At 65.7% G+C, this 12,374-nt stretch carries 8 protein-coding genes; 5 read left to right on the top strand and 3 right to left on the bottom strand.

Annotated features, from left to right (window positions below; all coding sequences use genetic code 11):
* The first annotated feature begins 235 nt into the window (after nt 1-235).
* Nucleotides 236-5,500: an RHS repeat-associated core domain-containing protein gene (locus tag ACWDTF_RS12565; RefSeq protein ID WP_449754451.1), complete on the top strand. Its 5,265-nt coding sequence runs from the start codon at nt 236-238 to the stop codon at nt 5,498-5,500.
* A gap of 487 nt (nt 5,501-5,987) precedes the next feature.
* Here ACWDTF_RS12565 and ACWDTF_RS12560 read toward each other — a convergent pair whose 3' ends face one another.
* Complete coding sequence (locus tag ACWDTF_RS12560) at nt 5,988-6,563, bottom strand: HD domain-containing protein (protein ID WP_240857334.1); 576 nt, start codon at nt 6,561-6,563, stop codon at nt 5,988-5,990.
* 280 nt (nt 6,564-6,843) lie between these two features.
* Between ACWDTF_RS12560 and ACWDTF_RS12555 the strand changes: the two genes are divergently transcribed.
* Genes ACWDTF_RS12555 through ACWDTF_RS12540 form a run of 4 tightly spaced genes read left to right on the top strand, consistent with a single transcriptional unit; the run spans nt 6,844 to nt 11,112 of the window.
* Nucleotides 6,844-7,671: a DUF3097 domain-containing protein gene (locus ACWDTF_RS12555; RefSeq protein WP_240857333.1), complete on the top strand. Its 828-nt coding sequence runs from the start codon at nt 6,844-6,846 to the stop codon at nt 7,669-7,671.
* Between the two features lie 39 nt (nt 7,672-7,710).
* A complete protein-coding gene (locus ACWDTF_RS12550; RefSeq protein WP_240857332.1) occupies nt 7,711-8,136 on the top strand; it encodes an NfeD family protein in 426 nt (141 codons plus the stop codon).
* Between the two features lie 58 nt (nt 8,137-8,194).
* Nucleotides 8,195-9,403: an SPFH domain-containing protein gene (locus ACWDTF_RS12545; protein WP_240857331.1), complete on the top strand. Its 1,209-nt coding sequence runs from the start codon at nt 8,195-8,197 to the stop codon at nt 9,401-9,403.
* 23 nt (nt 9,404-9,426) lie between these two features.
* Nucleotides 9,427-11,112, top strand: coding sequence for an alpha/beta hydrolase (locus tag ACWDTF_RS12540; RefSeq protein ID WP_240857330.1), 1,686 nt, complete (start codon nt 9,427-9,429; stop codon nt 11,110-11,112).
* Nucleotides 11,113-11,135: 23 nt separating this feature from the next.
* On the opposite strand, the gene ACWDTF_RS12535 is transcribed toward ACWDTF_RS12540, so the two are convergent.
* Complete coding sequence (locus ACWDTF_RS12535) at nt 11,136-11,693, bottom strand: hypothetical protein (protein ID WP_240857329.1); 558 nt, start codon at nt 11,691-11,693, stop codon at nt 11,136-11,138.
* Nucleotides 11,690-12,289, bottom strand: coding sequence for a SatD family protein (locus ACWDTF_RS12530; protein WP_240857328.1), 600 nt, complete (start codon nt 12,287-12,289; stop codon nt 11,690-11,692). The genes ACWDTF_RS12535 and ACWDTF_RS12530 overlap by 4 nt, the downstream gene beginning before the upstream one ends.
* Nucleotides 12,290-12,374: the final 85 nt, after the last annotated feature.

The following is a 12,374-nucleotide window of genomic DNA, read 5'->3' as shown; positions in this document are numbered from 1 at the left end:
AGATTTTGTCGCAGATTCAGGAGGCGGTGGGGGAGAACACCGAGAATGTGTCGGCGATGCAGAATCGGATTCGGCAGACCATTCATCAGGGCTGACGTGGTGGCCGGTCGGTGATCTCGGTGATCGGGCGCCGTCTGGGTGTGGTTGTTCTTGTTCAGTTGATGTCGAGGTATGGCACCGCGTGAAGATGAGGGTCTTTGCGCGGTGCTGTTCTGTTTTCGGGGAGGTTTAGGTTATGCCTGCTGCGCGGTTGCCGGAGTTGGAGACGTTTTTGTCGCCGGGGCACAAGTCGTTGTGGTTGTCGGGGGAGCCGGAGACGGTGACTGCGGGTGGGCGGGAGTATCTGGATTTCGCCGAGGATTGTTTCAGTGCGGAGCGTCTGATCCGGGGGCTGGAAGGGCAGACGTCGGAGTATCTGGGTCCGGAGGCTGATCAGTTCCGGGAGAAGTTGGATGATTCGTTGCCGGATTGGTTGTCGAAGACGGGTCGGGCGCATCAGGTGGTGGGTGCGGCGATTGTGTCGTTTGGTACCGATTTCGGGTTCCAGCGGTCGGTGATGCATGGGTTGCGGGGTCGGGCGCCGGGTGCGCATGCGGCGGTGCAGACGGCGGCTGATCAGGTCAATGCGTTGGAGGATGCGTTGGCGACGGCGCGGTCGGCGGAGGCGACGGCTCATGCTGATCATGCGGCGTCGGTGACGGCGACGGCGGCGGCTGCGGCGACGCCGGCGGCTCCGGCGGCGGCGGCGAAGGAGGGTCAGGCGTTGTCGACGTTGACTGCGGCGACGGCGCATGCGAATGCGGTGGCGGGGCAGTTGTCGGCGGCGTGGGGGCGGTATACGGCGGCGGTGGGTGTGTGGGAGCGGTTGTTGGGTGATGGTGAGGGTGTGCATCGTCGGATGGAGGCGATCACTCAGACCGCGGTGGATGTGTTGGATGGGCAGAAGGACACGCCGTTTGAGGAGAATCCGAAGGGGTGGAAGGCGTTTTGGAAGTCGTTGGGCAATTGGATTGATGAGCATGCTGATGTGTTGAAGACGATTTCGGAAGTGTTGATCACGGTGGGGTCGTTGGTGGCGTTGTTGCCGGGGTTGGGCACGTTGGTGGGGGGGATCATCGCGGGTATTGGTGTGGGTATCGGGTTGGCGTTGACGTTGACGGGGAATATGTCGTGGGGTGAGTTCGCGATGTCGGCGGTGGGGGCGATACCGGGGGCGGGTAAGGCGGCGCAGTTGGCGAAGCTGGGCAAGTTGGGCAAGTTCGGTCGTGCGTGTGCCAATGACCCGGTGGATGTGTTTTCCGGTGATGTGGTCGATGTTGATGTGGATGTGCGCATCGATGGGGTGTTCCCGTTGGTGTTCGAGCGGCATCTGATCACGTCGTTTCGGGCGGGACGTTCGTTCGGGCCGTCGTGGGTGTCGATGCTGGATTGTTGTGTTGATGTCGACGCGGACGGGGTGAGTTTCATCGCGCCGGACGGGATGGGTGTGGTGTTCGGCCATCCGGTTGATGGTGTGGAGGTCACCTCGTCGGACACCTCGGGGTGGCGGTTGTCGTTTGTGGATGGCACGTATCGGGTGCGTGAGGTGGCGGCCGGGGTGACGTATGTGTTCTCGATGGTCGGGGACACCTCGTCGCTCCGTGTGCCCGACCCCGATCGTGGGCCGCAGCGATCCTCGCTGCACGACGACGCCGACGCCGATGGCGGTGCTGGTGCGGGTGTGAATTCGGCTGGCACGGTGGCAGATTCGACGTTGGCGGCGCGGACGGGGTTGTCGGTGGTGGTCGGGTTGAGTGCGGTGGTGCACCGGTCCGGGCACTGCCATGAGATCGTCTATGACCCGCAGACCGGTCTGCCGGCCCGGATCGTGACCTCGGGTGGTGCGGTGGTGGTGGTGCACACCGATCCGGTGACCGAACGGGTCTTGGGGTTGTCGGTGTCGGGTGAGGGCGCCGTGTCGGGTGAGGGTGCGCAGGCGCGTGATGTTGCGCGGTATGAGTATTCGTTGGCCGGGCAGCTGATCGGGGTACGCAATCGGTCTGGCCGGCCGTTGCGCTACACCTATGACGCCGCGGATCGGGTGACGTCGTGGACTGACCGTAACGGGATTGTCTACCGGTATGGCTACGACCAGCAGGGTCGGTGTGTTGTGCAGGCCGGTACGGGCGGGGTGTTTGCCAACGGCACGGTGTATCTGCCGGATACCGGTCCGGGCGCGGTGGCGGGTGGGGTGTTGTCGGTGATGGTGCAAACCGCCACCAATTTGGCGGTGGACGATTCGGTCGATGTGGATGCGCGCATGGCGCGGGTCGGTGAGTTGGCGTTGATCGAGCAGGTGGCCGCGGTGGGTGTGGCCGGTGTGGGGGTGGTGTTGCCGGATCGGGATGTCGCGGGTGGGCCGGCGCATCTTGCGGCGGGTGCGGCGGTGTTCGCCGGGGTGGATGAGCGGTTGTGGCGTGATGAGGTGCTCGGTGATGTGCGGTGTGAGATTTATCGGTGTGACCCCTCGGGTGAGGTGTGGCAGCAGATCACGGCTGCGGGTGCGATCACCACGGTCGTCCATGAGCGGCGTCGCCCGGTTCGGGTGGTCTCGGGTGAGGGTGGGGTGGCCACATTCACCCGCGATGAGGACGGCCTGGTCATCGCGGAATCCGCTGCCGACGGCACGAGTGTGGCGGTGCAGTACATGGGGTTGGGGGTCCCGACGCGGGTGATCGATGCTGCGGGTCGGGTCAGCGAGGTCGAGGTCGACGGGTGGGGCAATGTGGTGTCGGTGGTCGGCCCGGATGGGGTGGGTCACGGGTTCGAGTTCGATTACCGCGCTTCGGGTTCGGTGCTGGCGGCCACGATCGACGCCTCGGGTGCGGTGACGCGGGTGGAGTGTGATCGGGCTGGGCGGCCGGTGCGGGTGATCGATCCGGACGGGCGGGTGGTGAGCTACGGCTATGACGTGTTCGGTAACCCGACGTCGGTGATGGATGCGGAGGGCAACGAGTCCCGGCTGGTGTGGACGGTGCATGGGGAACTGGTCGAGCGTGTGCATCCGGACGGCACGCGTGAGGAAGCACTGTTTGATGCCGAGGGCAATCTGGTGGCCGCGGTCGATGAGGCTGGTCACCGGCGGACCTCGCGGTTCGGTCCGATGGACACCGCGGTGGAGATGGTCGATGCCACCGGTGGCCGGCTGCAGCTGCGTTATGACACGCAGTTGCAGGTTCGTGAGGTCATCAACCCGGACGGTTTGGTGTGGCGGTTCGACTACGACCGGGCCGGGCGGCTGGTCGGGGAGACCGATTACAACGACGCGCACACCCGCTACGAGGTGGATGTGGCCGGGCGGGCGGTCGCCCGGATCGATGCGTTGGGTCGACGGACTGACACCACCTTTGATGCGGCGGGCCGGGTGGTGGCGTCGGTGTCGGATACCGACGGGCGCACCGAGTTTCGGTTCAACGAGGCCGGTGAACTGGTGGAGGCGGCCAACGCGGACGCGGTCGTCACCTACCATCGTGACCCCGATACAGGGGTGGTGGTCGGTGAAACCATCAACGGCATCACCACCGGCTGGAACGCCGATCCGCGATCGCGGTCGGCGACCCGCACCATCGACACCACCACCATTGCGGGTGTTGGTGGTCGGTGGGTGACCGATTTCGGGTGGGATCAGGCCGGTCTGCTCACCACCGTGGACACCCGCACCGACACGGCCGCAACGACTTCCGCGCACCACTCCGCGCACCCGGTTGGGGGTGGGGTGCGTGCGGTGGATGGGTTGCGGTTTGGTTATGACCGTTCGGGTCGGGAGGTGTCGCGGGCGATCGGTGCGCGGGCGGTCATCCGGCAGCGTTTCGATGTGCGGGACCGGCTGATCGAACAAGTCGTCGCCACGACCACACCAGCCACCACCGCACCGGCCACCACCGCTCCGGCTTCTACGACACGGGCAGGTGCGACGACCTCGTCGGGGTCGTCGGCGGGTGGTGTGGTGGCGGGTCGGCGGTGGACGTATCGGGCCGACACGTATGTGTCGGCGATCGATGATGTGGTGGCTGGTCGGGTCGGGTTCGGTGTGGATGGTGAGGGCCGGATCCTCGGCGCCGACAACACCCCTGACCCCACGGGCTCGCCGATGACCGCGACCACGACTGCGGCGACTGCCACGACTGTGGTGGGTGCGCGGGGTGGGGGTGTGGCCGAACGGTTTTCGTACACGCCGGCTGGGCTGTTGGATTCGGTGTCGGGTGGGTTGCCTGCCGTTGGGGTGGCGTCGTCGCCGGTGGCGGGTCCGGCAGCTATGGGTGGGGATCGTCGGGTGTCGCGTCGGGGCACGTTGATCACCCGGATCGGTCGGGATCGGTTTGTGTATGACGCGGCGGGCCAGTTGGTGGAGCGTCGCCGTCACCGGTTGTCGCGGGGCCCGGAGGTCACCCGCTTCACCTACACCAGTGCCGGGCAGATCCGCACCGTGGTGTGTGCCGATGGCAGCACATGGCGTTACGGGTATGACCCGTTCGGGCGTCGGGTGTCGAAAACGCACACGGCTGCTGGTGGGCGGCTGTTGGACACGGTGGTGTTCGGCTGGGATGGCGATGATGTGGTGGCCCAAACCAATATCGCGCACACCCCGCGCGGGCCGCTACCGGCCGGGGCGGCGTCGACCTGGATCTGGACCTATCACCCCGATACGGGCGAGCCGCTGGAACAGCACACCCGCCACCACACCCCCACCCACCCCGCCAACGGCAACGACGACGGCGGCGGTCAGGGTGGTGCGCACCCGCCGGCCGGCGGGGATCCGGCCGGGTGGTCGCAAGCCCAGATCGATGACGAGTTTCATGCGATCGTCGCCGATCTGTCGGACGCGCCGACCGAGCTGGTCGATCCCGTGTCGGGGCAGGTGGAGGGGCGTGCGACGCGCACGGTGTGGGGTGACACTCGTTGGCAGGGTGTCGGCACGCCGTTGCGGTTTGCTGGGCAGCAGTATGATCCGGAAACCGGTTTGCATTACAACCGGTACCGCTACTACAACCCGGCCACCACCACCTACACCAGCCCCGACCCACTCGGGATCGCACCCAACCCTTACAGTGCCACCGCCTACGTCCACAACCCCCACACCTGGATCGACCCACTCGGACTGAAGCCATGCTTGCGCGGAATCGTCAACATGGTGCACGATGCCGGGTTGCGTGTCGGGTACAACCGTGCCGCAAAGGGAATTACGAAGCGCGGCCTGGCCGACCTGAGGTCTGGTGGCGATCCTGAGTCCATTGCACGGCGCGTTGTTGGAGAGCGCAACGACCTGAAACAGCTGACGCGTGACAAGATGTGGAACCAGAATGCCGTAGCGCGAATGGCCGAGCGGAATGTCGGGAAGTACGGAAATCCGATCGGTCCAACTTTTGAAAAGCTTGCCGAATCGCGGAGTCCGGTGGAGATCATCGAAGGCGGATCTCGAACTGCCTCGTGGCGATCTGTACTCAATATCGTGAGGAGATGAGTTGCCTCTGTTATGCCTATCGCAGCAATTTAGCGAACGCCCTGTGTGCGCCTATGACACTGCCACCGGCGAAGTCCTACACGCGCTAGACCCTCATCACCGCATCCGAGGACTGGTGGAAGAGAGGAGTTCGGCTCCGCTCGCCATCTATCTTTCTGCGGATGGAGTCCGCATGCTACAGAAGGGGACTGCGGGCCTCCCGCTCAGGGAAATCAAGCGGATACGTCACTGGCGAACGTTTGCAGGGCTCAACACTCAATGGGGAAACCGATCGCACCTGACGGTTGAGTCGGACATAGGCACCATCACGGAAGTTCGTCAGCTGGATACTGGGAGATATCGCTTCAGGGATTCAAGCCCGTGGGCGATGCATGACTTCTTGGGCATTGTCAACAATCTGGTGCTCTCAAAGGAAGGCCCGCAGGGTCACGAAAGCGTGTGGACGATGTGGAAGGATGGGGATGTTTTCGAATGATTGGCATAACCGCTAGCTCTTCAGGGTGTTGATTTCCTCCGCGATATTGGATCGTGCTTGGTTTTCCCACATATCTTTGGCGGTGGCCGAGTGGTAAATGGAGGGGCGTTTCGCGAATTCTTCGAGGATGTTTATTCGTAGTCTTTTGTAGAGGAAGGAGGGGATATACTTGTACTCTGCTCGCACATTGAGGGCGTATTCGCGGTAACTGTCGATGTCGCTTCCCAGCACGGCGAGATCGGCATCGCTAAGCGCGATCCCGTTGGAGTCGGTGCTGAGCGGCGCGTGGTGTTTGGTGAGTAAGACGAGGCGTTGCACCTCTGCGAGGTCTGAGTCGGCGCCGAGGAGTTTCTGTGCGAGTCGTGCGGAGTCGCGTTCGTTGGTCGTGCGTTTGGGGTTGTAGATGGCGTCGTGGAACCAGGCGGCAAGGATCACTGATCGGTGATCGAAAGTTTCGCCCGCTGTGGCCAGGGTATCGAGACCGGAAATGACCTCATCGAGGTGTTTGACGGTGTGGTGTTTGCGGTGTGGTTCAGACCAGCGACGGCGCAGTTCTTCTTGTATCGCAGCAGGTAGATCAGGATCCACTGATCGATCGTAACGTGAATACCTGAGTGCAATGCAGCAACCTCCGCGCACCCGGCCGGGCGTGGGGTAGGTCCGGTGGATGGGTTGCGGTTCGGCTATGACTGCTCGGGTCGGGAGGTGTCGCGGGCGGTTATCGGCAGCGTTTCGATGTCTCGCTGCGGCCGTCTCCGCTGCCCAATCCCGGGCGTGGCGGAGCGAGGACTGGGCAGTCCCGCGCGTACCGTAGTGCGTCGGCCAGTTCGACACAGCAAACACGACGCCGACAGTGAGGATGCGCGCGATGGATGACCGCTACGGGCGCGATGTGTTGTCGAAACCCCAGCGCGCCAAGCCGCGCGTGCCGGAGGTCGCCGCCGAGACCGACCTCGTCGTCGAGGACGCCGCCACCGGATTCTGCGGCGCGATCGTCGGGTTGGAGAAGAGCTACTCGGGTGACCTCGTACGACTCGAGGACCGGCACGGGCGCAGCCGGGTCTTCGTGATGCATCCGGCCGCATTCCTGATCGACGGCCGGCCGGTGACCCTGGTCAAACCTCGCGGTCGAGGCCCGCAGGCGCCGACACGGACGGCATCCGGTTCACGCGTCGCGCCCAAGACCCGCGCACGCACTGCGCGGGCCAGCCGCATCCTTGTCGAAGGAGTGCATGACGCGACGCTGATCGAGCGGGTGTGGGGTGACGATCTGCGTGCCGAAGGCGTCGTCGTCGAAAGCCTCGACGGGCTCGACAATCTCGAACAGGCGCTGGCCGAGTTCGCGCCCGCGCCACATCGTCGGGCGGGCGTGCTGGTGGACCACCTAGTGGCGGGGTCCAAGGAGGCGAAGCTGACCGCCGACGTCGGCGAGCACGTCCTGGTGTGCGGCCATCCCTACATCGACGTCTGGGAGGCTGTGAAACCGGCGTCCGTCGGAATCGACGCCTGGCCCCGTGTCCCGATGGGCACGGACTGGAAGACCGGTGTGTGCCGGCAACTCGGCTGGGGCGATCCTCGGGATGGCTGGCGCCGGGTGCTGGCCGGGGTCCGTGACTATCGGGATCTGGAAACCGATCTGCTCCGTTCGGTGGAAGAACTCCTCGACTTCGTGACGGCCGCGGCGGGAGACCGCTGAGCGACGATCACCGTCGGCGGATTCTGGCAGACTGGATTCATGAGCGCGCTGCTGTGGTTGGCCGCCGCGATCCTTTTCGTCATCGCGGAGACATTCAGTGGTGACCTCGTGCTCCTGATGCTCGCCGGTGGCGCCCTGGGCGCCGCAGGAGCCGATGCACTCGGCGCCCCGGTGTGGCTGGAGGTCGTGGTCTTCGCGCTGGTGTCCGTGCTGCTGCTGATGGGTGTCCGGCCGGTCGCGAAGCGGCACATGCTGAGCCGTCCGCGCATGCTGACCAACACCGAGGCGCTCGAAGGCAAGCACGCCATCGTGACCGAAGAGGTCGACGATCGCGACGGCCGCGTGAAGATCGGCGGCGAGGTGTGGTCGGCGCGGGCGCTGACCGCCGGTGAGGTGATCGCACCGGGTGAAGAGGTGACCGTGGTGGAGATCGACGGCGCGACGGCGGTGGTCTGGCGAGGCTGAGAACCGCGCTGTCGATTCGGCCCGCGGTGTTCGCGATACGGCGGAAAGGTGTTGTGTGATGGAGTATCTGGCTCTGGGAATCCTGGTTCTGTTCGCGCTGCTCGTGGTTGTGGTGCTGGTCAAGTCGGTGGCGCTGATCCCGCAGGCGCAGGCTGCGGTGATCGAGCGCCTTGGTCGGTACACCCGTACCGTCTCGGGGCAGCTGACATTGCTGGTGCCGTTCATCGATCGGATACGTGCGCGGGTCGACATCCGTGAACGCGTGGTGTCGTTTCCGCCGCAGCCGGTCATCACCGAGGACAACCTGACGCTCTCGATCGACACGGTGGTGTATTTCCAGGTCACCAATCCGCGGTCGGCCGTCTACGAGATCGACGACTACATCGCCGGCGTCGAACAGCTGACCATCACGACCCTGCGCAACGTGGTCGGCGGCATGACCCTCGAGGAGACGCTGACGTCGCGCGACTCGATCAACGGGCAGCTGCGCGGTGTGCTCGACGAGGCGACCGGCCGGTGGGGCCTACGGGTGGCCCGGGTGGAACTGAAGTCGATCATGCCGCCACCGTCGATCCAGGAATCGATGGAGAAGCAGATGAAGGCCGACCGCGAGAAGCGGGCGACCATCCTCGCGGCCGAGGGCCAGCGCGAGTCGGCGATCAAGACGGCCGAGGGCGCCAAGCAATCCCAGATCCTGGCCGCCGAGGGCGCCAAGCAGGCAGCGATTCTGGGTGCCGAGGCGGAACGGCAGTCGCGGATTCTGCGCGCCCAAGGCGATCGCGCCGCCGCCTATCTGAATGCCCAGGGCGAGGCCAAGGCGATCGAGAAGACATTCGCCGCCATCAAGTCGAGCAAGCCGACGCCGGAATTGCTTGCCTACCAGTACTTGCAGCAATTGCCCGAGATGGCCAAGGGTGAGGGCAGCACGGTGTGGGTGGTGCCGTCCGACTTCGGGTCCGCGTTGCAGAGCTTCGCCAAATCCTTTGGGGTGCAGGGCGATGACGGGGTCTTCCGTTATCAGTCGACCGACGAGCCGGTACCCGAGGTGGACGAGTCGGAGACCGAGGACTGGTTCTCCCTCACGTCGGATCCCAAGGTGGCGCAGGCGGTCGCCGAGGCGGAAGCCGTGGCGCGCACGCCCGTCGAACCGGAAGTACCCAGACGCGTTGAGCGTTCACGACTGCCGGACCCGGAGGCGATTGCGCCCGGGCCGGTCTATCCCGATTCGTCGAGTGAGCCGCCGCTACCCGACAACCAGCAGAGCTGACACCCTCGGTGAACCTGACCGGGATGGATCTCACTGGGATCGAGAATTGGGACGCCGGCGAACTCGACACCATCGCAACACATCTGGACGTGCGGAGTCCTGGCGAATTGTCGGATGTGCTCGCCACGGCCGACCGGCTGCCGGCCTGGTTCGCCGCCGGCGACGACTCGCCGTTGATGTCGGACCGACCGGCCGATCAACTCGACACCGCGGCAGCCGTCGGCGCGGCTCGCCGGCTCGCGATGGACACGTCGGTCGCGGTCGGACATCTCCACACGCGACTCGCTGCGCTGCGGGGAATGGCGGGCGCGTCGTCGATGACGATCGCGCCCGATGGCAGCGTGACCGGCGACCCCGCGGCACCCGACCCGGCGACCGATCCCCAGCGGAACCGCCTGCGGTCTCGGCTTGAGGTGTCGGCGCGGGCCCTGATCGATCAGGCCGACGATGTCGTCGCCGAGGCCGACCGCATCCTCACCGCCATTCGTGACGGTCGGATCAGCGCTCGTGCGGCGTCGAATGTGGCCGATGCCCTGCAGATCGGCGCCACGCAGGGTGGCCTGGTTCCCGCTCCGCCGCCGAAGGGTGCGACCCCGGCGGCGGTGCGTGCCGATTGGGATGCGCTGCCGGCCGACCAGCAGCGCGCGCTGATCGCCACCCATCCCGAGTGGCTCGGCAATGCTCCCGGAATCCCGAGTGACGTCCGGCACGAGGTGAACCTGTCGCGGCTCGCGGGGGTTCGCTCGCACCTGCGGGAGGTGCGGGACCGGATGCGCAAACAGGTCGACCGCCACCTGTTCGGTGGGCTCTTCACCAACGAGGACGCCGGTCTCAAGCAGGTCGAACGCAAGATCGCCGACGTCGAGCGGTTACAGGAACTCATCGGCGACAAGCCGTGGAGCCGGCAGAACCCGGACGGGCGCATGCTGCTCCTGCTGGACATGGCTTCGGGGGAGCAGGGGAAGGCGGCCGTCGCCATCGGCAATCCGGATGACGCCGACCATGTTTCGGTGACCACGCCGGGCATGGACACCAACATCCGCGACAGTTTCCCCGGGGCGATGGGGGAGATCGAGTCGCTGCGTGACGAAGCGTATCGACAGTTGCGGCTGACACCGGGACGTCACGGGGAGACGGTGTCCACCATCATGTGGCTGGGCTACGAACCGCCGGACAATCGCGGAACCCGATTGCCCGGTTGGAGCTTTTTCGAAGTGGCACAACAGGATCGGGCCACCAACGGCGCACCCGACCTCGTCGAGTTCTATCGTGGCCTCGACGCCACGTCGAACAAAGACGATCCGCATCTGTCCGCGTTCGGACACTCCTACGGATCGCTGACGCAAGGCATCGCGCTCCAGCAGCCCGGTGGACATCCCATCGACGACGCCGCGTTCTACGGTTCACCGGGATTCGAGGCGGGCACCGAGGCCGAGCTCGGGCTGGCACCGGGACACGGTTTCGTCATGCAGGGCGACCGGGACTGGATCGCGAAGTTCCAGACACGCAAGCGTTTTGGTCTCAACGGCCCCGCACCGCTGACCACGAACCTGCGCCGGCTCGACGTCAACCCGCGCACCACCCCGGACGGAATCGAGCGAGAGGGCGCCCACACGCACGCGGACTACCCGCGCAACGGATCCAACTGGCAGCTTCGGGTGTCCGGTTATCATCTGGCTCGGATCTTGGCGGGATTGCCGCCGGACTGAACACAGGTGCCCAACTCCTCGGATCACACGACGATCAGGTGCCCGATGCCGACCATCGAGACTGCCCAGAGCACCGAGGCGAACGTGCCCATGATGAATTGCTCCGACGCATGCGGCGCGCGCAGTTCGGGGAAGCGCGCGAGGCTCTTGACCGCCAGGATGATCGCGAGCCCCTCCGGCCAGCCGGCCAACAGGGTTCCGGCCACCGCGAGTCGTTCGAGATACCCGATGACCCGACCGCCCCGCAGCGGTCCGGCCGCGTCGGGATCGGCATTGCCATCACCGGGTGGTCGAGGGACGACACCTCCGGCCGCGAGAACCGAGCGCACAACCGGAGCACCACCGGTCACCGCTGCTGCCAGCGCGCAGATTCGGGCGAGGACCAGTCCCGCGCCGGCCGCATGCGCTGCCGGTAGTGCGAACAGTGCAGCGACTCCGGCCAAGGTGATGAGCAGCGCGCCGGCGCCGACGTCGACCCTCGTCGAATGCGCTCGCCACGACGGGATACGGGATCGGCCGAGGGCCACGACGATCGGCACGATGGCCACAACAGCGAGCAAGGTGATCGCGGTGACGATCATCGGGCTGCGCCTGCGTCGCGATCGGCCTCGGCGAGCAGATCCTCGATGAGGGAGCGGGCGTCCGTCTCGATGTCCCACCCAGCAGCCCGTAGTCGCTGGGACATCGCCTGTGGAGTGATGCCGAGCCGCTCGGCGGCCTCGACTTGAGTCAATCCCGCGCGTACCAGCGCGACCGCTGCCGACCCGGCCGTACTGCGGCGACCGACCACGTCGGCGAGGAGTCGGGCGGCGGTCTGTACGTGAGTGCACCAGCGCACGGAGGGACCGCGCACGGCGAGTGGAATGCGCTGGAGCTTGGCGGCGTCGACCGCTTCGCGTGCGAACTCGAAAGCGGGCCCGCGCCCTGCCCGCGTCGACGCGGGCAGCGGGAGGGTCACAGCGCCGGTGCCGACGCCGACGCTCCAATGGCCGTCGGCCACCAGGTCGACCACCAGTGCAGTGACAGCGGACGGATCGGCGAGGACGGCCTGCACCTCGTCGCCGGCGGTCCGTTCGAACGGGCGGACGACGTCGGCATCGGCGACATGGGTGAGGAGTTCGTCGACCCGATCGATGTCGGTTCGGCTGCCGCGTTGGTCGACCGTCATGACGTACACGCATCAAGTCTAGGAGCTTGATTCTTCACAATCAAGGATATTACCTTGATCTGGGCTCCAGTAGGGATTGTGGATCAAGTTCCCA

Source organism: Gordonia sp. NPDC003422 (genome assembly GCF_053588675.1).
Note: the sequence above shows the minus strand (reverse complement) of the source record. Positions and strands in the feature narration are given on the sequence as shown.